Below are 24,541 nucleotides of genomic sequence, written 5' to 3'. Positions count from 1 at the left end.
GTTGTTCACATGGCAGAGCGTATCGCCGAGGATAAAGTGAATGAAATTCGGCAAGCTGTCGATATTGTAGATATTATTAGTGACTATGTCCAATTAAAAAAACAAGGACGAAATTATTTTGGCTTATGTCCTTTTCATGGGGAAAACACACCATCTTTTTCTGTCTCAATGGATAAGCAAATATATCATTGCTTTGGCTGTGGTGCAGGTGGAAATGCTTTTTCTTTTTTGATGGATCTTGAAGGCTATTCGTTTCAAGAGGCTGCTGTTAAGTTAGCTGAGAAAGGCAATGTAAAGCTGGACATTGATTCTTCCTCTATCTCAACACGCAATTCACTACCTCCAGAGACACAACAGATGTATGAAGCTCATGATCTTTTACGTAAATTTTATCATCATCTGCTCGTAAACACAAAAGATGGCCAGCATGCACTAGAGTATTTACTTGATAGGGGCTTTACGTTAGAGTCCATTGCCAAATTCCAAATCGGCTATTCTCTTAACTCGTGGGATTTTGTTTTAAAGTTTTTAACGAAAAGAAAATTTCCAACCGAGGTAATAGAAAAGGCAGGATTGATAATTAAACGCGAAAAGGATGGCAATTATTTTGACCGCTTTCGCGACCGAATTATGTTCCCTATTTATGATCGGAATGGTCAAACCATTGCTTTTTCAGGAAGATCTCTTGGGGCCGATGAGCCCAAATACCTGAATAGTCCTGAAACAGTAATTTTTAATAAAAGCAAAATTTTATATAATTTCCATTTAGCTAGACCACAAATTAAGAAGCAGCAGCAGGCTATCCTATTTGAAGGATTTGCAGATGTAATCGCTGCAGACCGTGCTGGTGTTGAAAACGGCATAGGTACAATGGGAACCTCACTAACTGAGGACCATGTTTCTGCCTTAAGAAGAAATGTTCAATCAATCACGATATGCTATGACTCTGACCATGCAGGTATTGAAGCAGCCTACAGGGCAGGCAATATGCTATCTGAAGCAGGCTGTCAAGTAAGAGTGGCTTTAATGCCAGATGGAATGGATCCAGACGATTATATTAAACAGGTTGGAGAAGAACCATTTCGTAAGGAGGTAATCGGTGCAAGTGTGACGCTTATGGCGTTCAAGCTGCGCTATTATCGAAGAGGAAAAAGATTGCATGATGAAGGAGATCGTCTCCTTTATATCGAAGAAGTATTAGCAGAAATTAGCAAGCTTGATAATGCAGTCGAAAGAGATCACTATTTGAGACAAATCGCTAATGAATTTTCTCTTTCATTAGAAGCGCTCAAAGAGCAGCAGAAACAAATATTCTTTAATCAAAAAAGAAAAGATAAGGGCGCGAATACAAATCGTACCGCAAAAATTCAGCTTCAGCCTATAACGAAAGTAAACCAGCTTAAGCCAGCGTATTATACTGCTGAAAGACGATTAATTGCACATATGCTAAGAAGTAGTGATATCGCATTTAAAGTGCAGGAATTATTGGCTGGCAACACCTTTAACATCGATGAACATCAGGCAATTATTACTTATTTACTTGGATATTATGAGAATGGGTACTCACCTGACCCGAGTGCATTTATTAACTTTATACATGATGAAAAGATAAAAAGAGCAGTTGTTGACATTGAAATGATGTCTGTAAATGAGGAAATAGGTGAACAGGAATTAACTGATTACATGAAACAGGTGTTTAATTATCAAAAGATGTTAAAGATAAAAGAAAAAAAGGTTGAGGAAAAAGAAGCAGAGAGACAAGGTGATTTTGTGAAGGCAGCGAAAATTGCTATGGAAATCATGCTTTTACGCAAGTCTCTTTAATAGTAAGTAAAAGGATTAAGGATTAACGTGTGATTTTTGGAAGGAGGGGGACAAATGGCTGAAAAATCAGCTCGCTCAAAAGAAGTTGATTCAGAATTGACCCTAGAACAAGCAAAAGAGCAATTAACCCAAATTGGAAAAAAGACTGGTGTTCTTGCCTATGACGATATAGCAGAAAGAATGTCCCATTTTGAATTGGATTCACACCAAATGGACGAATTCTACGAATTTCTTGGTGATCAAGGGATCGAACTTGTTGGTGATAATGAAGAAGATGCAGACCCGAATGCACAGCAATTGGCAAAAGGGGAAGAAGAATTCGATTTAAATGATTTAAGTGTTCCACCTGGGGTGAAAATCAATGACCCAGTACGCATGTATTTAAAAGAAATTGGACGCGTTGATCTCCTCTCAGCAGAAGAGGAAGTCTCACTTGCTGAACGAATTGAACAAGGAGATGAGGAGGCGAAAAGACGCCTTGCAGAAGCAAACCTCCGTCTTGTTGTTAGTATTGCTAAAAGATATGTAGGCCGTGGAATGCTCTTCCTTGATCTTATTCAGGAAGGAAACATGGGTTTAATTAAGGCTGTTGAAAAATTCGATTTTCGTAAAGGCTTTAAATTTAGTACGTATGCAACATGGTGGATTCGCCAGGCCATTACAAGAGCAATTGCTGACCAGGCTAGAACAATCCGAATACCTGTTCATATGGTAGAAACAATTAATAAACTAATTCGTGTTCAGCGTCAGCTTCTTCAAGATCTTGGTCGTGAGCCGTCTCCTGAAGAAATTGCGGAAGATATGGATCTCACTCCTGAAAAGGTAAGAGAAATTCTAAAAATCGCACAAGAGCCGGTTTCCTTAGAGACACCAATTGGTGAAGAGGATGACTCACATCTTGGTGATTTCATTGAAGACCAGGATGCTACCTCTCCTTCTGATCATGCAGCATATGAGCTGTTAAAAGAGCAGTTAGAGGATGTTCTAGACACATTAACCGATCGTGAGGAAAATGTACTTAGACTCCGCTTTGGACTTGATGATGGCCGCACACGCACGTTAGAAGAGGTTGGAAAAGTATTTGGTGTGACCCGTGAGCGTATTCGTCAAATTGAAGCAAAAGCATTGCGCAAATTAAGACATCCAAGTAGAAGCAAGCGTTTAAAAGACTTTTTAGAGTAAAATAATACGTATCCTTGGTACAAAAGGATTGCTAGAAAATGGTTTACTTCTTACAATAGAAGTAAACTATTTTTTTTTAATAATTTTTACTTTAGTGAATTGTCTTATTTGTACCTGTTGCCTATTTACTCAATGTAATACTAGGTAAATTTCTAGAACGGACGTGTGACTGTTGGATGAAAATAGAAAAACAATTATTGTAAATGAAATTACCTCATGGAAAAAAAACCGTATGCTTCCTGAACAATATTGTGATTACCTTTTAGCATTATACACAGAAGGGAATCAACAAGAGGAGGTCGGGGGAAAACGAAAAAGAGATCGATTTTGGAAAAACCATTTTCTTTTCATCCTTTTCATTCCATTAACCCTAGTTTTAATCCATTTTACTGAATTGTCTATAACTTTGCAAATTACCTTTTCAATTTTATTTATTTTAATAGGAGTTATTTTTACAATTTACTTTTGTAGAAAAGGAATTCTTTTGCAAATCCCTTTTATTGTTTCTGCATTTATTCTTTTGTTTTCTTCAGTGGAGTTTATCTCGCGAATCTTTCCAGATCAATCATCTTTGCTCTATGCAACCTTAATTGCGAATTGTTTGATTTGGATATTAAGCGGGTGGAAGTTGAAGATACAAGCATTGCTAATTTCAGGTGTGTTGGGCATCACGATGCTTATTATTTATATTTTCATATAATAAAATATTTTATAATATTTTTAAATGTTGTGAAAATTATCTATTCTCTTTTATAATAAGAATGTAAGCGTGCACATTATTATAAGGGGGATGGAGATATGAACTTTGATTTAACTTCTGAGCAGGAAATGATTTTAAAAACAGTAAGGGAATTTGCTGATGAAGAGATTGCACCAGGTGCACTCGAAAGAGACCGAAAGAAAGAGTTCCCAGTAGATGTTTTTAAGAAAATGGCTAGCCTCGGTTTAATGGGTCTTCCTTTTCCTGAAGAATATGGCGGTGCAGGCGCTGATACGGTCAGCTTTGCTATCGTCACAGAAGAATTAAGCCGTGCGTGTGCTTCGACGGGGATTACATATTCAGCACATATTTCTCTAGGTGGTGCTCCATTGTATTTGTTCGGTACAGAAGAACAAAAACAAAAATACTTAGTCCCTATTTGTACGGGTGAGACATTTGGGGCATTTGGGTTGACAGAACCGAGTGCAGGTTCAGATGCTGGGGGCACAAGAACAACAGCAGTGGAAAAAGACGGAGAATTTGTGATTAATGGTAATAAATGTTTTATTACGAATGCTAGCTATGCTAAGCATCTAGCGTTAACTGCAATCACGGGTGAAGATAATGGAAAAAAGGAAATAAGTGCGATTATTGTACCGACTGACGCAGAAGGTTTTAAAGTCATTGATAACTATGAGAAAATGGGCTTGCATGCTTCTAATACAACTGAACTTGTCCTTGAAGATGTGCGCGTGCCGACTGAGCACTTGCTCGGAGAAAAAGGAGAAGGCTTCAAGCAGTTCTTAATTACACTAGATGGAGGAAGAATTGGCATTGGAGCAATGGCTGTTGGGATTGCTCAGGCGGCCTATGAGAAGGCCTTGCGATATGCGAAAGAGCGAGAGCAATTTGGACGTTCTTTGTCAAGCTTTCAAGCCACTCAATTTAAATTAGCAGATATGGCAATGAAAATTGAACTGGCTCGAAATATGGTCTATAAGGCAGCTTGGCTTAAAGACCAAGGAAGACCATTTTCGAAAGAAGCATCCATGTGTAAGCTTTATGCATCAGAAATTTGTATGGAAATTACAGATCAAGCCGTGCAAATTCATGGTGGTTATGGCTATATGAAGGATTATCATGTGGAAAGATATATGAGAGATGGAAAATTAACGGAAATAGGTGAAGGAACTTCGGAAGTTCAACGTCTCGTCATTGCCCGGCAAATTTTGAATAATTAATGAACAAAGAGGAGAAACTCCATCCTAATAGATGGAGTTTTTGTCTAATTTACGAATTTGCTGTGACAAAGTTTGCTTTAGGTCTTTTCCTTCAGCATTTTTTGAAGTAGAATAGAGATTGTTTGTACAATTACTTATTATTTGATGTTCTTACATAAGGGAGGTTAAAACATGAAAAATACAGCAATGCCGTATCTTTATATTTTTGCTTTCGGGATCGTAGCCATTTTCTTTATGTCCTTTATTGGTCTAAATAATATGGAAGAGATTTCAGCGGAAAAAGAGGGCGGCGGAGAAGCTACTGAAGAAGTTGCAGCAAGTCCAGAAGAAATTTATAACAAAAGCTGCATCGCTTGTCATGGTGACCAATATCAAGGCGGAGTGGGTCCTGCTTTAACAGGTCTAACAAAGTCACCGGAAGAGTTGAAAGCAATTCTTGTGGATGGTACACCTAACGGAATGCCTGGAGGATTAATCCCTGGTCAAGAAGATGCAGTAGCAGAATGGTTAACAACGTTAAAATAATTATAGAAAGAAAGTCCTTTGCATATGTAAAGGACTTTTTTTATACTTATAGAGATGACCGTCTGGTTGAAAATAGAAATGTGGTGAAGAGATGAATACAGAAAAATTATCACAGCGTTTAGAAGCTGTTGCAAATTATATCCCTAAAGATGCTCGCTTAGCTGATATCGGTTCAGATCACGCGTATTTGCCTTGCTATGCAATTAAAAAGGAAATGGCGGTTTTTGCAATCGCTGGTGAAGTGGTTGAAGGGCCGTATCAATCTGCCAAACGGCAGGTTGAATTAGAAGGGCTAACAGATCAAATCGTTGTTAGAAAAGGGAATGGTCTAGAAGTCGTTGAGCCTGGAGAAGTAGATTGTATTACAATTGCAGGTATGGGTGGAACGCTCATTGCTAGTATTTTGGAAGAAGGAAAAAGTAAGCTAGGTTCGGTTCAGCGCCTAATTTTACAGCCGAATATTAGTGCCATATCTATACGGTTATGGCTACTCGATCATAAGTGGGAATTGATTTCAGAGGAAATCCTTGAAGAGGATGGCAAGATTTATGAAATATTAGTTGCAGAGGCAGGAGATCCTCATAAATCATACAAAGAGTTACATAAGGAATTATTATTAGGACCGTTATTGCTTAAAAATAATTCAGCTATTTTTAAGAAGAAATGGCAGCTAGAACTGAAAAATTGGCAAAGAATCTTAATGCAGCTCGAAAAAGCGGTTGAATCAGAAGAAACAACACAGAAAAGGCTGGAGCTTAACGAGAAGATTCAGATGGTTGAGGAGGCACTAAATCAGTGAAAAAAGTAAATGGTCATGAAGTTATTCAATTGTTTGAACAGTTTGCGCCAAAAAGCTATGCAATGGAAGGTGACAAAATTGGTTTGCAAATAGGGAGACTCAACAGACCAATAGAAAATGTGATGATTGCACTTGATGTGTTGGAAGAAGTGGTGGACGAAGCCATTGAAAAAAATGTTCAACTTATTATTGCACATCACCCGCCGATATTTCGTCCATTGAAAGCAATAGCAACAGAAACCCCTGCTGGGCGGCTAATAGAAAAGCTCATTAAACATGATATTGCCGTATATGCAGCCCATACGAATCTTGATGTCGCAAGTGGAGGAGTCAATGATATGCTTGCGGAAGCGCTCCAGTTAACGAATACAGAAGTGCTTTATCCGACCTTTGAGACAAAGTTAAAAAAGCTCGTTGTCTATGTACCAGCAGAAAATGCCGAAGAGCTAAGGGAAGCTTTAGGGAATGCTGGTGCGGGTGCAATCGGCAATTACAGCCACTGTTCATTTTCAGCCAATGGCGTTGGCCGTTTTTTACCAGGCGAAGAGACAAATCCGCATATCGGGAAGCAAGGTATGCTTGAGTCTGTACATGAGGAACGAGTAGAAACTGTCTTTCCAGCACATGTAGAGAAAAGAATCCTCCAAGCGATGTTTAAAGTACATCCATATGAAGAGGTTGCATATGATATTTACAGCTTAGAAAACAAAGGAGAGGTTCTCGGTTTAGGGAAAATTGGCGAGCTTCCTGAAATGACGCTTGAGGCATTTGCAGAACATGTAAAAAACTGCCTCGATGTGAAAGGTGTTCGTGTGGTTGGTGATTTAACGTCTAAAGTGAAAAAGGTAGCTGTCCTCGGAGGAGATGGAAATAAATATTTCACATCTGCTAAATTTAAAGGCGCTGATGTATATGTAACAGGTGATATGTACTACCATGTTGCCCATGATGCTATGATGCTAGGGCTGAATATCGTGGATCCAGGCCATAATGTCGAGAAAGTAATGAAAAAAGGCGTGGCCATACAGCTAGAGAAAATGTGTAAGGAAAAAGGCTATGAAGTATCGATATTTGCCTCTGAATTAAATACAGATCCATTTCAGTTTGTGTAAGAGAAGCGGATCATAATTGGTCGAATGTTACTGAGCTGTTCGGTTCAGAGGTAGAAAAAGAAGCAAGCGAATGAGTATAAATTTCTGCTTGCTTCTTTTTATTGTTAATTAGAGATGACTAATTTTAGTATCGAAAATAGCAACAGATGTAGCATAGTTTTTAACAATAGGGCAATTGCTATTGGTCACAAAAATAAAATAGGTTAAAAGCATTGTTAATAACGGTGAATTAATTATCTACGATAGGGAGGGGATGTTGTTGATTCCTTATCTAGGAACAAGAAGGTCCGCACTGATCGGTTGGGGGATCTGCTGGGATCTGCTAGAGCACTCGAGTGGATAAATAGACGGAAAATTTCCGCCTATTTCATAATTATGAATAAAAAAAGCCCAAATAAGCGGAGAAATTCCGCCTATTGACTTAAAAAAATCAAAAATAGCCGATTTTTCATGGAATAAGCGGAAAATCTCCGCCTATTTCACCCAAAACGAGCTTCATTCTGCAAATAAGCGGAATTTCTCCGCTTGTTTTATTTTTGCTGCTTACTCGATTACGGAAAACCATACCACAAGAAAGTGGGATTATAAGCAGGGACGTTCTATAGCAAAATTCATATATTTGCCTTATTAGCTTAAGATGTGTTAATTGAAGAATTGGTCATTATATTATAAAAAACGCAGAGGATGCAAACCTCTACGTTTTACTGTGTAAATTAATAGTCTAAAGTATGTGATTTAGCTTGATATTGACCTTATGCATTTGGTTTATCTGTTTCATAACCGAACTACTTAGGATGTTACTGGTCCTATTTCTTATCTTTTAATTTTAGGAAGGATTTTATTTAATGGCACCTTCTTCTCTCTTACCCATGTTGTTTCGTCGTTAGGATTAAATTGTTCGATGAAGGCAATAACTTCTTTAGTAATGGGTGTTGGTGTTGAAGCACCAGACGTTACTGCAACGGTGTCAGCATTTTTAATCCAATCAATATTCAATTCACTCACATCAGCAATCCGGTAGGCTTTTGTACTAGCAATCTCTTCTGATACTTGTGCTAAGCGATTGGAGTTATTGCTCATTGGATCTCCGACAACAATTGTGACATCTGCTTGCCCTGCTTGTGTAGCAACTGCTTCTTGGCGAACCTGTGTAGCATTGCAAATCTCTTTGTGGAACTCGGCATGCGGATATTTCTCTGCAAGCCTATCCATAACATCTTTAACATCCCACTGACTCATCGTCGTTTGATTCGTAACAGCAATTTTTTCTCCATGAATTTCAAGTGCATTCACATCTTCAATTGTTTGTACAAGATGGACAGCATTTGGTGCAATTCCAACGGCACCTTCAGGCTCTGGATGACCTTTTTTTCCAATATAAACGATCTGGAAACCATCCTTTACTTTTTCTTCAATTAAATCATGTGTTCTCGTTACATCTGGACATGTTGCATCAATCGTTACAAGTCCTTTTGCTTTTGCTAGTTCTCTTACTTCAGGTGAAATGCCATGTGCTGTGAAAATAACAGTTCCTTTATCAACTTTGTTTAAAATGTCTTTCCGATCTTTTCCGTCAAGAGTAATGATGCCCTCTTCCTCAAATGCATCTGTTACGTGTTTATTATGAACGATCATCCCTAGTATATAAATAGGGCGTGGCAAGTTTTTATCAAGAGCTGCATTTCGTGCTATAACCATTGCATCAACAACCCCATAGCAATAACCACGCGGAGATATTTTTATAATTTCCATGTATTCTAGCCCCTCCTATAAATGGTGCATCTATTTAAAAAGTTGAATGTTGTCTCATTCAACCATCGTTCGTAGATTTAAGAAAGAACGATTACTCTATACTATTATATAGGACTTTTGCTAATAATAATACTAAAAGACAATGGAAGGAGCTGTGTTTGTTATCATATATATAGTGTAAATGTTATCAAAAATAAAAAAGAATGCAGCTGCATTCTTTTAAACATAAAGTTTTGGCATGGAGAGGCCTGTTGTTTCTTTTTTTATTGGCTGTGCTGGAGTTGGATCTATTTCAGTTTCTTTGTTTATCGTTGTATTTGTTTTTCTTTTTGATGTGGAATTAGGACGGCTCTCTTTTTTCTTTGGTGTTTCTTCTGGAGCAGCCTCTGTTTCATCGTTTGAACTTGTTAGCCCTTTATACATTTTCCACATGGAGGGAATGTTTTTAACAAGCGGTCCATATTGCTGAACCATTGGCCCTACTTGCTGAGCAGTATTTAATACCTTTTGAGTATTTGCTAAAAATCCGCTAATAGCGGTAGGATTGCTTATTGCCTTGAGGATGCCGCCAGCTCCTGATCCGCTTGCACCAGCAGCTCTTGTGGCGATTCCGGCTGCTCCGGAAGCTCCTCTTGCTTGACCTGCACCACCTAATAGCTTCGACAGTAGACCCCCTCCTCCACCGCTAGCTTGCCTCATTGGTGGGGCGCCTCTCATCATTGGTCCCATTGGCGGTAAACCTTGCATTTGGTTTGGAAAAGGTTGTGGGGGCATTCCGCCACCTCGTAATGGCATTCTTGGTCCATATTGCATGTGCATAGCCTCCTTTCTCATTCTAATAATAAGGTATGCGCATTTCCTATAATTGGTTTAGGCATGTTAAAATGGGCAGCTTTAATGAAAAAGTGGTGCTTTCTTGCGAATTCTATTATAATTACAGGATGATTTACTATGAAACGATATAAGGAGTTTTTTTGATGAATGAAACAAAATTTGAACGGTATGAATTTCAACCATTTATAATCGAAGCAGTGAAAAAGTTAGGTTTCTATGAACCAACTGAAATACAAGAACGACTATTCCCGACACTTCTTAAAGGGGAAAGCGCAATCGGACAATCACAAACAGGTACGGGAAAAACACATGCATATATTTTGCCAATCCTCCAAAAGATCGATCCAGCTAGAAATGAAGTACAAGCAATTATTACTGCTCCGACAAGAGAGCTCGCCAGCCAAATCTATCAAGAGATTTTGAAGGTAACGGAGTGTTGCCAAGAAGGCGAAGAAATTACAGCTCGTTTATTTATTGGTGGAACGGACAAGCAGCGTACAATTGAAAAATTAAAAATACAGCCACATATTATTGTTGGAACACCAGGGAGAATAAATGATTTAGTCAAGGAACAGGCATTATTTGTTTTTAAGGCTGACATGCTTGTTATTGATGAAGCTGATTTAATGCTTGATATGGGATTTATTGAAGATGTGGATCAAATTGCAAGTAGAATGCCAGAAAAGCTACAGATGCTCGTGTTTTCTGCGACAATCCCTGAAAAGTTAAAACCATTTTTGAAAAAGTATTTAGAAAACCCGAAGTATATTCAAGTAGAGCCGAAGCAAATCACAGCTGCAAAAATTGAGCACTGGATCATGCCTGCTAAGCATCGAAATAAAATAAACCTTGTTTTTGATGCATTATCTACATTCAATCCATATTTAGCGATTGTTTTTACAAATACGAAGAAAAAGGCAGATGAAGTGGCAGATGCCTTAATTGAAAAAGGATTAAAAGTTGGCAGAATTCATGGAGACCTTGGTCCTCGTGAACGGAAAAAAATGATGAAACAAATTCTAGATTTAGAATTCCAGTATATTGTGGCAACAGACTTAGCTGCTAGGGGCATTGATATTCAAGGGATCAGCCATGTCATCAACTATGAAATGCCGTCAGATTTAGACTTTTATATCCATCGTGTTGGAAGAACGGCCCGTGCAGGATTTTCAGGCATTGCCTTAACTATTTATGAAGGTTCGGATGAAGATGCATTAAATCGCTTAGAGAAAATGGGCATTGAGTTCCACCATACAGATCTTCATAAAGGAAGCTGGGTGAAGCTTGATGATCGAAATAAACGAAAAAACCGACAAAGAAAAACGGATGATATTGATAAAAAAGCAGCGTCTCTTATCCAAAAGCCGAAAAAGGTAAAACCAGGTTATAAAAAGAAAATGAAATGGGAAATGGATAAAATTAAAAAACGTGAAAGAAGAATAAAGAGAAAATAATGTAAAGGGAGAGAAAGGAACATGTTAAAAATTGGTTCACATGTATCAATGAGCGGGAAAAAAATGCTTCTAGGAGCGAGTGAAGAAGCTGTATCTTATGGGGCAAATACCTTTATGATTTATACAGGTGCACCACAGAATACAAGAAGAAAAAAGATTGAAGAATTAAATATCGAAGCAGGATTGAAGCATATGGAGGAAAATGGGATAGTAGATATTGTCGTCCATGCCCCATATATTATTAATATTGGGAATACAACAAACCCAAGTACATTTGAGCTTGGAGTTAACTTTCTGCGTACCGAAATTGATCGTACAGAAGCATTAGGTGCCAGACAAATTGTTCTTCATCCTGGTGCACATGTTGGAGCAGGTGCAGAAGCAGGAATAAAGAAAATTATTGAAGGCTTAAATGAAGTATTAAAAGGGGACGAAAAGGTCCAAATAGCCCTGGAAACAATGGCGGGAAAAGGTTCTGAATGTGGAAGATCATTCGAGGAATTGGCGATGATCATTGATGGAGTAAAGTACAATGATCATCTATCTGTTTGCTTTGATACATGCCATACACATGATGCTGGCTATCATATTGTCGAGGATTTTGATGGTGTTTTAGAGCAATTTGATCGAATCATTGGGATTGATCGCTTAAAGGTTCTTCATATTAATGATAGTAAAAATGAATGTGGCATGAGCAAGGACCGTCATGAAAATATCGGCTTCGGTCATATCGGTTTTAAAGCACTCAATTATATTGTTCACCATCCACAATTAATGGATGTGCCAAAAATTCTTGAGACACCGTTTGTTGGAGAAGATAAAAATAATAAAAAAGCACCATACAAACATGAAATAGCAATGTTGCGCGAACAAAAATTGAATGAAAATGTATTAGATTTGATTATGCAAGGATAATCTTTTCGAAAAAAAAAACTGCGAAGCATCTCGCAGTTTTTTTTATGCTTTAGTAAATTGAATAAATAGCTTATTTACTGCTCGAGCTGTTTCAGGTCCTGCAACTTTAGCAATTTCTTTTACTAGTCTCGAACGTTCACTGTCATTGAAGATATTTACTTGTTGTCCGCGTAAATATCCAGCAATTTTATTTGCCTGCTGTTTTGTGATTATAATCTGGAATTGTTTTCCGTATTTTAATAATTCGTCCCCAGTGATATTACTGATTTTATGATTAATGATGTTTTCAAAAATTTTCAATCTGCATCACTCCTCCACTGTACTGTATGATATTAATTTAGAAATCGTGCCAGTATTAACGAGAAATGTAGGAGAGAAAGTTTGTTCCGTTCTATTGAACTAGAAAATTGATCTTCTAAGCGCATAGCACCTAACAAATTTCAGCACTTCTCCGCAATAAATGGACGGAAATGCTCAAGGCACCTACGCTTTGTTCCTTTACAAGAGAATCTTCTTCCTGTATACTACTAAATCGTAATGATTCTTAAATTCTAATCTGCTGTTACAAAAGACAAACTGCAGATTTAAAGGTGATTGAATGGAAAAACAAAATAAACCTATTATTGAAATAAAAAATGTTTCCTATCGTTATGAGAAAGAAGATGTACTTGAAAATATTAACCTGACGATTCAAGAAGGTGTGTTTTTAGGAATTGTAGGACCAAATGGTTCAGGAAAGTCCACTTTATTAAAGCTTGTTCTTGGGTTGCTAAAGCTGCAAAAAGGAGAAATTCAGCTTTTTGGACAGGACATATACCGATTTAAAGATTGGCATCATATTGGCTTTGTATCGCAAAAGGCGAATTCCTTTAATACAGGATTTCCTGCTACAGTATATGAAGTTGTATCAAGTGGATTAACAAAAAAGCTTGGGTTATTTAAATTTATGAAGAAAGAAGATCATCATAAGGTGACAAAAGCAATTGAATCAGTAGATCTTCTAGCTTTTAAGGATAAAAATATTGGGGAGCTTTCTGGGGGGCAGCAGCAGCGTGTTTTTATTGCTCGAGCACTTGTTAGTGATCCAAAATTAATGATTCTTGATGAACCGACAGTTGGTGTTGATGCTCAAAATGTCCAATCCTTTTATGGGATGCTTGATAAGCTAAACAAACAATTAGGCATTTCACTTTTATTAGTGACTCATGATATTGGTGCAATTTCGGATAAGATTACACATGTTGCCTGTCTAAATAAGCATTTACATTTCCATGGGAAAACAGAGGAATTTGAAGAGCTTAAGAAGAATGATATGTCAGCAATCTATGGCCATGATATTCAAATACTAACGCATGATCACGAACATCACTATCATCATCACGGAGGCACGGTGTAATGATTTCTAATATTTTACAATATGAATTTTTACAAAATGCCTTTTTGACGGGGATTATTATCGGCATTATTGCCCCATTAATTGGTGTATTTATTGTTGTTCGAAGACTCTCACTAATTGCTGATGCACTAAGTCATGTCACACTTGCTGGAATAGCAGCAAGCTTGCTTCTTGAGAAGAAGTTTTTGCTATTTAGCGGGTTAAATCCGATGTATATGGGGATGGTCTTTTCTGTTACCGGTTCATTATTTATTGAAAAGCTGCGTACCGTCTATAAGCACTACCAAGAGCTGGCAATTCCGATCATTTTATCGGGTGGAATTGGGCTAGGGGCAATTTTCATTTCTTTAGCTGATGGCTTTAATACGGATTTATTTAGCTATTTATTCGGAAGTGTAAGTGCAGTAAGCCGACTGGATTTATGGACAATTTTAGTCATAAGCATTTTAGTCATTGTCTTAATCATTCTTTTATATAAAGAGTTATTCTTGCTTTCATTTGATGAAGAACATGCAAAGGCTTCTGGAATTGCTGCAAAAAGTGTTCATTTCATATTTATTATAATGGTTGCCCTTGTTATTGCTGCATCTATGCGGATTGTTGGGATTTTACTCGTATCCTCATTAATGACCTTGCCTGTTGCAGCAAGTATTCGGATTGCTAAGGGCTTTAAACAGACAATTTTTTATTCTGTGCTTTTTGGTGAAACATCTGTTTTAGGAGGGCTCATGCTTTCCTATCATTTAGATTTAGCTCCAGGTGGAACAATTGTTATAATCGCGGTGTTCATTTTAATTTTGACTATTTTACTTAAAAAAATGGCAGTTAAAACATCTCTTGCTTCACATCAGAAGTAAGAGTGTCGTAAAAGGGAATGAAGAGGTGAAAAGGATGAATGTGAATGAGGCGTTACAGCTTTTAAAGGAAAAGGGCTATAAGTATACAGGGAAGCGTGAAGAAATGCTGCAATTTTTTGCTAGCAGCAATAAATATTTAACAGCTAGAGATGTACTTGAGTGGATGAAGGATGACTATCCAGGTCTTAGCTTTGATACGATCTACAGGAATTTATCGATATTTGTTGAACTTGGCATTTTTGAAATGACTGAGTTATCGGGTGAGAAGCACTTTCGCTATACGTGTAAACATGAACATCATCATCATCATTTTATTTGTTTAGACTGTGGAAAGACGAAAGAAATTGACACTTGTCCGATGAAAGAATTACAAGACAATTTAAAAGGATATGATGTGTCCGGTCATAAATTTGAAATTTATGGGCGATGCCCTGATTGCTTTGGGCAAACGGATATCGCATTTGGTTAAAAAATAGGCTCTGTTAAAACTGAATGTTGATTTTACAATGTTTGAAAAATAAGCGGAGAAATTCCAGCTATATTGGGAAATACCTCTATTTCCTTAAAAATAAGCGGAGTGTTTCCGCTTATCTAATCCAAATGGATGGATTTTGTCTTATTTAAAGCAGTTAACCGGAATTTCTCCGCTTAAATTCTCTTTTTAAGCTTTCTTTTTTATATTAACCGGAATTAATCCGCTTATATTTTGCTTCTTCTGATTTCTGGCCAGAAATCCTCCGTGTATGAATACTCATACATACAGAAAAATGTAACAGTGAATAATAACAGAGCTAAAATAAAAAAACGGCATACCGTTTTTTTATTTTAGCCAGTTTTCAACCCATGCATTTGCTTCTAACCAATTATTTACACGTATGACCCCGTTAGGAATGGGCTCTTGATTATAGGGTGTATCAAATAAGAGTACCGGTATATTGCACTCCTCGTGAATCATAACAGCATTATCATGTTTGTCTTCAAAGAAGAGATCCACTTGATACTTTTTTGCGGCTTGAATTTTATTATGTGTACCTAAAAGATCAATGTGATCGAAGTGAAGCGTTTTTTCCAGAAACCATTCTTTAGTAATTTCTAGAAGATGGGGACCTCTTGCACTAATAAAAAATAATTCATGTTTCAATTCCCATTTCTTTAATATTTCTCTTGCCCCTGCTGCAAGTGGGGATTCTGCATATATAAGAGGCTCGTTATTTACAAACCAGTCTGCAAATACATCCTCCGATATATTTACTGCACATGTTAAATCATACTTCGTCACATCATTTAAAGTAATATTGACATTAAAATCTTTATTGATATATGGAAGTATGGAGGCAGGACAAGTTATCGTTCCATCGATATCGATACCGAAGCGCTTCTTCATTTGAAACTCTCCTTTAAAATATAAGTCCATTTTATCTTAACGTAAATGAGTGAACAGGTCGAGAATGGAGTTCAATTAATTAGTAAGGAAACGATAATATCGCACGTTGTGTATAACTTTATGAGTAGTTTAGTCTACGTCTAGCTCCAGCGCCTATCGCCTATCAAATTTCAGTACCGCTCCCTCCGATAAGTCAACATCGGTATCGCTCTCGCTCACCGTGTTTCCTTTATCGAAAGGGGCAGACATCCTCTTTGTATGGCGAGACCTTAGGCGCCTGCGCTTTTGTTCTAGAAAACATTAACAATGATAAAATGATTGGATTTGTGAACAATAATAATGCTCCACCAATAAATGTGAGTATCAGCTTGCATTTTGGAAATGTTCCACTAATGAAAGTGAGGGGATCAAGTAAATGGCAGATCATGACCGCGAATATGAGGATTACGATCTTCGACATAGCGAGCAAATTGGGGAAAAGAACCAATATGGAGCTGCAGATTACTCAGAGGAAACCTCAGCTGAACTCGCAGCGCCGATTTCCTTCGATAGGAGCATGAATAGAGAAGAGCGGAATCAAGAAGCAGCTTCCGCTGGAAAAGGGATAGGATTTGCTGCACTCATCCTTTCCATAGTGTCTTTATTTGTGCTGCCAGTTCTATTTGGTGCAGTAGGAATTGTTCTCGGTTTTGTTGCAATGAGACGTGGGTCAACAAGCCTTGGCAGTTGGGCAATTGGAATCGGAGCAGCTTCTATTGTTATTGGAATGTTTATCCTGCCATTTTTTTAAAATGAATGGATAAATAAAACGAGCAATAAGTGGATTCATCCTCACTTATTGACATATTCAAAAAAACAGTGTGCGAATCCATTGAAATGGTTTCGCACACTGTTTTTATCCTGTTTAGCGGAAAATATAAAATTTAATTATTGTGGATTACTTTGCGACAAGTTCTGCATCCAGCTCCACAAGGAATCCTTCGGCAGCATAAGCATCGCACGACTATAAGTGTATTTCTTATAGGAGGAGCGCCTACCTCCGACGTACAGGATGTACTAGTGTTGACAATGCGACAGGACGTCGCGTTTTTGTCGACCTCGAGGTCACAAGCCAATCCTCTAAAGATCGGTAAAGGACACCTTTTTAGTGAGGATTGGCTTGATCAGCCTCGAGGCTGTTCAAGGCGCTTCCGCTTTTGTTCCTTAAACTTCAGCCTTTTTCTTTTCTTCTTCTTGTTTTGCAAAGTATTCTTCAGCAATTTTGTCGATTTCAACTTTTAATTCCTCGACCATTGTTGCTTCAGGAACTTTTCGAATAATCTCGCCCTTTCGGAATAGGAGACCTTCTCCACGAGCACCAGCAATTCCTATATCTGCTTCACGCGCTTCTCCAGGACCATTTACAGCACAGCCGAGAACAGCTACCTTGATAGGTGCTTTGATTTTTTGAATATATTCTTCCACTTCATTCGCGATGCTAATTAAATCAATTTCGATTCGTCCACAAGTTGGGCAAGAAATTAGTGTCGCTGCATTTGAAGATAGGCCGAAAACTTTCAGCAATTCTCTAGCAACCTTTACTTCTTCAACAGGATCTGCGCTAAGTGAAATTCTTAAAGTATTTCCGATCCCTTTATGAAGAATTGCCCCTAATCCTGCAGCACTTTTTACTGTTCCAGCAAAAAGTGTACCAGATTCTGTAATACCTAAATGCAATGGGTAGTCAAAGGCTTTAGATGCCTTTTCATAAGCTTCAATTGCAAGATTGACATCAGAGGCTTTCATCGACACGATAATATCATGAAAGTCGAGGTCCTCTAATATTTTGATATGATGCAATGCGCTTTCTACCATTCCATCAGCAGTAGGGTATCCATATTTTTCAAGAATACGTTTTTCAAGTGAACCTGCATTCACGCCAATTCGAATAGGTATGCCCTTTTCTTTAGCAGCTTTTACAACGGCTTCTACTTTTTCACGCTTTCCGATATTACCTGGATTGATTCTAATTTTATCTGCGCCGCCCTCAATTGCTTTTAGGGCAAGTTTGTAATCGAAATGAATATCAACAACAAGCGGAATATTAATTTGCTTTTTAATATCAGCAATTGCATTTGCTGCACGCTCGTCAGGACAAGCTACACGAACAATTTGACAGCCAGCCTCTTCTAGACGCTTAATTTCAGCTACTGTTGCTTCGACATCATGTGTCTTTGTTGTTGTCATACTCTGAATGAACAGCTCATTGCTGCCACCAATTGTTAATGGTCCGACTTTAACAGGACGGGTTTTTGATCGATGTATCATCTCAGTCAATGGAGATTCGCTCCTTTTATTTACAGTTAAATTATTACGTTTCTACTTTCATATTGTATCAATGAATGAATGATATTGACAAGAATATGGTTTAACCATTAAAGGGAACTTTTTTAGTTTGTGCTCATATAAATTGGGAAACGATAAGTTTCTCCATATTTTAATTCCTCTGGCTTCAGTCCATTATTAAGGTTTGAGAAATCAGCAATGACATCTGTAATACTAACTGGAAGGGGGCCATTCGTTTTTTGTTCAATAATGGATAGCACCGTTTCACCTGGATTTACTTTCTTTTCAAAAAAGGTTGTAGTTGTACTGATCATGTTGGAAGCTTCGATCGTTTGTTCATCCTCGGTTGGCAATGTCCCTTTGCTTAAATCATAATAAATAATAAAAATGGTGAGTGCTGTAAGTAGGAGTGCGATTAATCTTTTCATATGGGCCAAACCTCCGGAATAATCAGCTTATATAACCAATATGTATGCTTGTCTATTGAAGAGTAGAACAAATGTTTACAATAAAGTTACTGCAGATTTACAATTCCTTCATATTCCTTTGTCATAATGTAGGTAGAAAGTCCGTAATATGATGAATGATAGACGGAAAGGTAGGATCCTTATTTTGTTAAAGAAATTCTCGCTGCAAACGAAATTATTAGTATTAATTTTGGGCTTGCTATTATTGACTGTTTCATCAGTAGCTTATATCTCATATAGCAAGTCGAAGAAAACTACGATTACATTAATGGAACATCGGCTAAAGCAGGAAGTAGGATCTATTTATGATATCGCTCAAAATATAATGCTGATCTATGTTGGGCAGGAAGAAAAGTTTAATAAAAAAATGAATCAATTAATTAAAAGTCAGGATGCAGACCTGGCACAGGATGGTTTAAAAGGAGAATATTTTCTAGTCAATGAAAAGGGAGCTACACCTTTTCAAATCAGTAAAAATTCTACGATTCAATTTCCAAAAGCAACCGTTTCAGAAATTAATAAAATGGAAAATGGCTTAATTCATCGAATGATAAATGGAGAGCTTTACACATTTACCTTTCATTCAGTGCAGGAATTAAAAGGCATTTATGTTATAGCTATTCCGCAAAAACAATACTTAAAAGATATGAATGAGATGGCAAAATACATATTTATTGTTGCGTTAATTAGTCTGATTCTCACTTCTTTGATTCTGATCATAATGGTGAGAAGTTTAACCAATCCGCTTATTAAGCTAAGAGAGGTAATGAAAGAAGCAAGAAATGGAAATCTAGATATTCAAATAGAAACAAATACATCTACTTCAGAAATTGCTTCTCTAGTTAAAAGCTTTAATGAGATGATCAGGCAAATGAGCACACTTTTATATAAAATTTCCTCAACAACAGAGGATTTATCCTTAACGGGTGTGGAACTGAGGAAGATATCAGGTCAAGCATTAGAAGAGAATGAACAGCTTATGGAATCCGTACAAGTCGTTAAAGTTGGAGCTGAACAAACCGCAGTAAGCTCCGAAGACAGCATTCGAATGTTTCAAGAAATGAGCCAATCACTTAGCGCGATTTTTACTCAAATGAAAGAAATTATGGGAAAAGTACAAACGATGAATGGATCGGCAAATGAGGGAGAAAAGAATGTTGGGAAATTAATCGGTACATTTAACAGCATCGAAACAGAATTTAAAGATGTGGCAATATCTGTGAAGGCAGTAAAAGATCATTCAGAATCAATTGCTGATGTCGTAACATTTATTCAACAAATGGCCGAGCAAACAAAGCTATTAGCGCTGAACGCCGCAATTGAAGCTGCTAGAGCGGGGGAGTCAGGAAAAGGCTTCGCAGTAGTTGCTAATGAGGTAAGGAAATTAGCTGAACAGTCTTCTGTTGCAACGGTTGAAATAAAAAATACGATCGAACAGATGGCCTTCATTTCTGTGAAAGCTTCGAATGAATTTACAGAAATGCTTGATAACTTCCAATCGCATATTAAAACAGCATCAGCCACAAGAGAAACATTTGATCATTTAATGCTAGAGATCGCGGTTGTGAGCAGAATGATTGAAAATGCGCAAGGAGAGTTAATTGGAATCAAAGATTTATACCCTAGGATAGAAGCTGCTTCTGAGAACTTTGTATCAGTTTCTCAAGAGACACTTGCAAGCACAGAGCAAATGATGGAAGCTTCAGAGCAGCAAATGATTAAAATGAAGCAAAGCCATGAAGCAGGAGAAAGATTAACAGAATTATCCCAATCACTCGTCCTTTTACATTCGAAATTTTGCTATAAAAAATAGAACGCGCATTGCGCGTTCTATTTTTTTTCTTCTCTAGGTATTTCTTTAATAGTTAAAAATAACATCATGAGTGCAACAAACCAATGGAGAAGAGCCCCGTTAGGCACAACCGTTTTAATGCTATCCATAATCGCAAAGAAGATAGTCGGGAGTGTCACACTATATGCTGCAAGTCGCCAAGTATGGCGGTATTGAATATTAACATCCAGCAGTTTTTTAAATAATAGACCAAATATGGCAAGAATAGAAATCTCAAAAAATTTAAACCCAGCAGTAACGATGAAAATAATGACGACAACAATTGGGATAATAATGACTAAAGAGGAGTCGATTGTTGCTAATAATTCCTGTAAATTCTCATTTGTTAATGTTAGATCATTTAACATGGAATAAGAGATCGATTGACTTTGGCCACCAGAAATTATGTATGCATCATTCTTTAATAGTGCAATCGTATTATCACTGTTTGACAATTCTTCTTCGTCAACCGTCCCGGTAGAATCAAAGATGATCGTGAAATCATCTTTATTGATTATTTTTGGAACATCAAGATCTGTTTTCATTTCACCATTTTCAATAATGAATGAAGGCAAATCTGTTTTAACACTATCTTGAATGGCATCCATCCCATTAATTAGTGCTGAACTAAAATAGAAGATGACTGGAAGGATGGATAGCAGTGTTAGACAAAACACAAACAATATCGTTTTTCCTATTCCTTGTAAATGAAACTGTGCGATATCCTTCGGAGAATATAGGCTTTTGTAAAACTGTTTAAAAATATTCATTTTGACACACCCTTAATAGAATTCAACTTATATTCTACCTGCATAAAATCTTCTGTACAAGTAAATAGCAAAATGATTTTGTAACACAATTGTAATATAAGGGCCATTTGTAAAGGTATTGTAAATTTAGCTGAAGATATCTTTACACTTAATACATATTCAATAATAATTATATGTGACTTGTGAAATGTGTCGAAAATTGATGTAGGGGTTGTAAAAAGTGGAATTAGATATTCAGAAAATGATTTTTGAATTCCTAGGTGGTCTTGGGATTTTCCTATATGGAATTAAAACGATGGGAGACGGTCTCCAGAAATCAGCTGGGGATCGCTTAAGAGACTTATTAGACCGATTTACTACGAATCCTTTAATGGGTGTTTTGGCGGGGATATTAGTTACAGTATTAATTCAGAGCAGCTCAGCAACGACGGTTATTACAGTTGGATTAGTTAGTGCGGGCTTTATGACATTAAGACAAGCGATTGGTGTCATTATGGGTGCAAATATTGGAACAACTGTAACAGCATTTATTATTGGGATTAATGTTGGTGCCTATTCCTTGCCAATCATTGCAGCAGGTGCTGTGTTATTATTCTTCTTTAAGAATCAGAAAATACATAATTTCGGACAAATCGTTTTTGGCTTCGGTGCTTTATTCTACGGATTAGAATTAATGAGCGGGGGGATGAAACCACTTCGAACACTTGAAGCATTTCATGAGTTAACCCTAAATATGAGTGAAAATCCTATATTAGGCGTAATTGTTGGAGCAGTGTTTACTGTAATTGTCCAGAGCTCAAGTGCAACCATTGGTATTTTGCAAGGGCTTTTCTCGGAACAGCTTATTGATATTCATGCGGCATTGCCTGTACTTTTCGGTGATAATATTGGAACAACGATAACGGCAGTGCTAGCATCTATTGGCGCATCTATTGCGGCCAAACGTGCTGCAGCAGTACACGTCCTGTTTAATATTATTGGTACAATTATATTTATAATATTATTGAAGCCTTTCACCTTTGTCGTCGAAAGTCTACAGTCAGCTCTAGGATTAAATCCTGAAATGACGATTGCTTTTGCACATGGAATTTTTAATTCATCGAATACACTAATTCAGCTTCCATTTGTTGCCGTCTTAGCATTCATTGTCACAAAGTTAATCCCTGGTGAAGACTCTGTTATGGAATATCGAGCAAAACATCTGGATCCAAATTTCATTCAGCAATCACCTTCGATTGCAATCGGACAAGCTAAAGAAGAAGTGCTTCGAATGGGGCAATTTGCCATTCGAGGTCTGGAAGAGACGAGTGAATTTTTAAAAACGAAAAACACAAAACACTCTAGTAATGCGATGCAGCTTGAAGATGCAATAAATAACCTTGATCGCAAAATTACTGATTATCTCATTACGTTATCAACAAGCTCATTAACCGCACACGAATCAGAAGAGCATACGATGCTAATGGATACGGTTAGAGATATTGAACGCATGGGTGATCATTATGAAAATATTGTTGAGCTTGCTGAATACCAACAAGCGAATAAAGTCAAAATATCAGAAAAAGCTATGGCAGATTTAGAGGAGATGTTCGAATTAACAATCTCTACTGTGAAAGAATCTATTCATGCTTTGGATCATAAAGATAGAATAGCTGCATTAGATGTAGTGAAGAAAGAAGAAGCAATTGATAAAATGGAGAGAAAGTTGCGTAAACAGCATATTCTTCGTTTAAATGAAGGTTTATGCTCAGCACAAGCAGGTATTTTTTATGTTGATATTGTTAGTAACTTAGAACGAATCGGAGATCATGCAGTAAATATTGCTGAAGCAATTTTAGGGGAAGAATATAATTAGTAAGAGTATAGCAAAGCAAGGAGGATTCTCTCCTTGCTTTATTCAATAGTTAATGGGGGTGTAGTGGTGGATTATATGTATTGGACGCTGATTATTTTATTATTTATCATTGCGTATGTAGGTCTCGTGTATCCAATTATTCCAAGTGTATTATTCATCCTTGGTGGATTTATTCTTTATGGCATTTTCTTTACCTTTGAACCGTTTAACTGGTTTTTCTGGGTTGTGCAGGGGCTATTTATTATTTTACTATTTGGGGCAGATTATATCGCAAATTTAATTGGAGTAAAAAAGTTTGGTGGCTCTAAAGCTGGTGTATGGGGAAGTACAATTGGGCTTCTAGCTGGCCCGTTTATTATTCCGGTTATTGGGATTATTATTGGTCCGTTTCTTGGAGCGGTTATTGCGGAGTTAACTGTTAACAAGAAAGGGTGGAAAGAAGCGGTTAAGATTGGCTTCGGTTCAGTTATTGGTTTTGTAAGTAGTGTAATAACAAAAGGAGCCATCCAAACAGTAATGATTATCTATTTTATATTTATGATTTAGTTCATCCTAAAAAAATGGACCCATCATGCCTCTTTAACTTAGGGCAGTGGGTCCATTTCTTAATTGATTCCACATATTTCAAACGAACAGTTTTGGCAATCTACTTCTTTTTTTAAGTAATTTAAATTTTTAATAATTATTTTTTGTTTATCATAGGAAATAACATCCTTTTCCTTGAGCTCTTTAAGCATGCGCTGAACAACTTCTCTTGTGCCAAATGTTAAATTTGCAAGCTCCTGATGGGTTAGTGGGACATCGATTACTATTCCATTCGCCGTTTTGATGCCAAAACTTGCACATAGCCGTATTAAGATTGAATATAATCCACCTTTTTTTCCATGAATAATTAAATCCTGACATTTCATCTGTGCTTTCAGATATCTTGTGCTGAGCCAAGCGGTTAGGCTGCTTAGTCGCTCTTGGTCCTGTAAGAAAAATGCTTCGAAATGCTCTCTTTTTATGACGAGCACTTCACAATTCGTAATCGTTTTGGCGAAGAAATGGTATTTAGGAGCATGTTTGAAAATTTGATATTCCATAATTATTTCTTCATCATTTAATAGTTTTAAGATAAATTCTTTGCCGTTTATATTCATTCTACCGAGTGCAACTTTTCCTGATAATAATAAATAGACGTGGTTAACATACTCCTTTTCTTGAAATAGAATCGTACCTGCTTCCATCGTTTGAATGGTTTCATTTTCAATAAAATGTTGGATAAGCAAACTATAAAGTGAAAGATTAAAGTTTTTCATTATGTACCTCCTAAGTA

The 24,541-nt window shown here is 37.1% G+C and carries 24 protein-coding genes; 16 read left to right on the top strand and 8 right to left on the bottom strand.

The window, feature by feature from the left end; translation table 11 throughout:
• Positions 1–9 precede the first annotated feature (9 nt).
• The 7 genes from dnaG (at position 10) to J2Z40_RS10905 (ending at position 7,383) form a co-directional block, all read left to right on the top strand.
• Positions 10–1,824: a DNA primase gene (gene dnaG / locus J2Z40_RS10935; RefSeq protein ID WP_066396039.1), complete on the top strand. Its 1,815-nt coding sequence runs from the start codon at positions 10–12 to the stop codon at positions 1,822–1,824.
• Positions 1,825–1,878: 54 nt separating this feature from the next.
• A complete protein-coding gene (gene rpoD / locus J2Z40_RS10930; protein WP_066396037.1) occupies positions 1,879–3,006 on the top strand; it encodes an RNA polymerase sigma factor RpoD in 1,128 nt (375 codons plus the stop codon).
• Between the two features lie 172 nt (positions 3,007–3,178).
• On the top strand, positions 3,179–3,706 hold the full coding sequence (locus tag J2Z40_RS10925) for a hypothetical protein (RefSeq protein ID WP_066396035.1): 528 nt from the start codon (positions 3,179–3,181) through the stop codon (positions 3,704–3,706).
• Between the two features lie 98 nt (positions 3,707–3,804).
• Positions 3,805–4,947 carry an acyl-CoA dehydrogenase gene (locus J2Z40_RS10920; protein ID WP_066396034.1) on the top strand — a complete coding sequence of 381 codons (1,143 nt, stop codon included), beginning with the start codon at positions 3,805–3,807 and terminating at the stop codon, positions 4,945–4,947.
• Between the two features lie 171 nt (positions 4,948–5,118).
• Positions 5,119–5,472 (top strand): c-type cytochrome, encoded by a 354-nt coding sequence (locus tag J2Z40_RS10915; RefSeq protein ID WP_066396029.1) that lies wholly within the window; start codon positions 5,119–5,121, stop codon positions 5,470–5,472.
• 91 nt (positions 5,473–5,563) lie between these two features.
• The gene (locus tag J2Z40_RS10910; protein ID WP_066396023.1) at positions 5,564–6,271 is read left to right on the top strand and encodes a tRNA (adenine(22)-N(1))-methyltransferase; all 708 of its coding nucleotides are present in this window, start codon (positions 5,564–5,566) and stop codon (positions 6,269–6,271) included.
• On the top strand, positions 6,268–7,383 hold the full coding sequence (locus J2Z40_RS10905; RefSeq protein ID WP_066396019.1) for a Nif3-like dinuclear metal center hexameric protein: 1,116 nt from the start codon (positions 6,268–6,270) through the stop codon (positions 7,381–7,383). Before J2Z40_RS10910 ends, J2Z40_RS10905 begins: the two co-directional genes overlap by 4 nt.
• Positions 7,384–8,196: 813 nt before the next feature.
• Here J2Z40_RS10905 and J2Z40_RS10900 read toward each other — a convergent pair.
• Together J2Z40_RS10900 and vrrA are read right to left on the bottom strand one after the other, a co-directional pair.
• Positions 8,197–9,135 (bottom strand): 4-hydroxy-3-methylbut-2-enyl diphosphate reductase, encoded by a 939-nt coding sequence (locus J2Z40_RS10900; RefSeq protein WP_066396013.1) that lies wholly within the window; start codon positions 9,133–9,135, stop codon positions 8,197–8,199.
• Positions 9,136–9,354: 219 nt separating this feature from the next.
• On the bottom strand, positions 9,355–9,948 hold the full coding sequence (vrrA, locus tag J2Z40_RS10895; protein WP_083953928.1) for a VrrA/YqfQ family protein: 594 nt from the start codon (positions 9,946–9,948) through the stop codon (positions 9,355–9,357).
• Positions 9,949–10,112: 164 nt separating this feature from the next.
• On the opposite strand from vrrA, the gene J2Z40_RS10890 reads away from it, so the two are divergent.
• Both J2Z40_RS10890 and J2Z40_RS10885 read left to right on the top strand, forming a co-directional pair.
• Positions 10,113–11,423: a DEAD/DEAH box helicase gene (locus J2Z40_RS10890; protein ID WP_066396008.1), complete on the top strand. Its 1,311-nt coding sequence runs from the start codon at positions 10,113–10,115 to the stop codon at positions 11,421–11,423.
• Between the two features lie 21 nt (positions 11,424–11,444).
• Positions 11,445–12,338: a deoxyribonuclease IV gene (locus tag J2Z40_RS10885; protein ID WP_066396005.1), complete on the top strand. Its 894-nt coding sequence runs from the start codon at positions 11,445–11,447 to the stop codon at positions 12,336–12,338.
• A 42-nt stretch (positions 12,339–12,380) separates the two neighbouring features.
• On the opposite strand, the gene J2Z40_RS10880 is transcribed toward J2Z40_RS10885, so the two are convergent.
• Positions 12,381–12,638, bottom strand: a complete 258-nt coding sequence (locus J2Z40_RS10880) for a DUF2624 domain-containing protein (protein WP_066396003.1) — start codon at positions 12,636–12,638, stop codon at positions 12,381–12,383.
• A gap of 298 nt (positions 12,639–12,936) precedes the next feature.
• Here J2Z40_RS10880 and J2Z40_RS10875 point away from each other — a divergent pair, with 298 nt between their 5' ends.
• Genes J2Z40_RS10875 through zur form a run of 3 tightly spaced genes read left to right on the top strand, consistent with a single transcriptional unit; the run spans position 12,937 to position 15,060 of the window.
• On the top strand, positions 12,937–13,734 hold the full coding sequence (locus J2Z40_RS10875; protein WP_066395995.1) for a metal ABC transporter ATP-binding protein: 798 nt from the start codon (positions 12,937–12,939) through the stop codon (positions 13,732–13,734).
• Positions 13,734–14,591, top strand: a complete 858-nt coding sequence (locus J2Z40_RS10870; protein WP_066395993.1) for a metal ABC transporter permease — start codon at positions 13,734–13,736, stop codon at positions 14,589–14,591. Before J2Z40_RS10875 ends, J2Z40_RS10870 begins: the two co-directional genes overlap by 1 nt.
• A 34-nt stretch (positions 14,592–14,625) precedes the next feature.
• Positions 14,626–15,060, top strand: coding sequence for a zinc uptake transcriptional repressor Zur (gene zur / locus J2Z40_RS10865; RefSeq protein WP_066395991.1), 435 nt, complete (start codon positions 14,626–14,628; stop codon positions 15,058–15,060).
• A 351-nt stretch (positions 15,061–15,411) separates the two neighbouring features.
• Here the strand turns inward: zur and J2Z40_RS10860 are convergent, their stop codons facing one another.
• The gene (locus tag J2Z40_RS10860; protein ID WP_066395988.1) at positions 15,412–15,975 is read right to left on the bottom strand and encodes a hypothetical protein; all 564 of its coding nucleotides are present in this window, start codon (positions 15,973–15,975) and stop codon (positions 15,412–15,414) included.
• Between the two features lie 415 nt (positions 15,976–16,390).
• Here J2Z40_RS10860 and J2Z40_RS10855 point away from each other — a divergent pair, with 415 nt between their 5' ends.
• Positions 16,391–16,765, top strand: a complete 375-nt coding sequence (locus tag J2Z40_RS10855; protein ID WP_066395987.1) for a DUF4190 domain-containing protein — start codon at positions 16,391–16,393, stop codon at positions 16,763–16,765.
• A 413-nt stretch (positions 16,766–17,178) separates the two neighbouring features.
• Here the strand turns inward: J2Z40_RS10855 and ispG are convergent, their stop codons facing one another.
• On the bottom strand, positions 17,179–18,282 hold the full coding sequence (gene ispG, locus J2Z40_RS10850; RefSeq protein WP_162840514.1) for a flavodoxin-dependent (E)-4-hydroxy-3-methylbut-2-enyl-diphosphate synthase: 1,104 nt from the start codon (positions 18,280–18,282) through the stop codon (positions 17,179–17,181).
• Between the two features lie 122 nt (positions 18,283–18,404).
• Positions 18,405–18,728, bottom strand: coding sequence for a hypothetical protein (locus tag J2Z40_RS10845; RefSeq protein ID WP_066395985.1), 324 nt, complete (start codon positions 18,726–18,728; stop codon positions 18,405–18,407).
• A gap of 184 nt (positions 18,729–18,912) precedes the next feature.
• Between J2Z40_RS10845 and J2Z40_RS10840 the strand changes: the two genes are divergently transcribed.
• On the top strand, positions 18,913–20,580 hold the full coding sequence (locus J2Z40_RS10840; RefSeq protein ID WP_245350059.1) for a methyl-accepting chemotaxis protein: 1,668 nt from the start codon (positions 18,913–18,915) through the stop codon (positions 20,578–20,580).
• A gap of 17 nt (positions 20,581–20,597) precedes the next feature.
• Here the strand turns inward: J2Z40_RS10840 and J2Z40_RS10835 are convergent, their stop codons facing one another.
• On the bottom strand, positions 20,598–21,368 hold the full coding sequence (locus J2Z40_RS10835; protein WP_066395984.1) for a DUF1189 domain-containing protein: 771 nt from the start codon (positions 21,366–21,368) through the stop codon (positions 20,598–20,600).
• 241 nt (positions 21,369–21,609) lie between these two features.
• Between J2Z40_RS10835 and J2Z40_RS10830 the strand changes: the two genes are divergently transcribed.
• On the top strand, positions 21,610–23,223 hold the full coding sequence (locus J2Z40_RS10830) for a Na/Pi cotransporter family protein (protein WP_066399418.1): 1,614 nt from the start codon (positions 21,610–21,612) through the stop codon (positions 23,221–23,223).
• A 66-nt stretch (positions 23,224–23,289) separates the two neighbouring features.
• Positions 23,290–23,769: a DUF456 family protein gene (locus J2Z40_RS10825; RefSeq protein ID WP_066399416.1), complete on the top strand. Its 480-nt coding sequence runs from the start codon at positions 23,290–23,292 to the stop codon at positions 23,767–23,769.
• Between the two features lie 59 nt (positions 23,770–23,828).
• Here J2Z40_RS10825 and J2Z40_RS10820 read toward each other — a convergent pair whose 3' ends face one another.
• Positions 23,829–24,524 (bottom strand): Crp/Fnr family transcriptional regulator, encoded by a 696-nt coding sequence (locus J2Z40_RS10820; RefSeq protein ID WP_066395982.1) that lies wholly within the window; start codon positions 24,522–24,524, stop codon positions 23,829–23,831.
• Positions 24,525–24,541: the final 17 nt, after the last annotated feature.

Origin of the sequence: Cytobacillus eiseniae, from assembly GCF_017874625.1 — a bacterium.
In the GTDB taxonomy this organism is placed as follows: domain Bacteria; phylum Bacillota; class Bacilli; order Bacillales; family Cytobacillaceae; genus Cytobacillus; species Cytobacillus eiseniae.
This window is presented reverse-complemented; position numbering and strand designations above follow the sequence as displayed.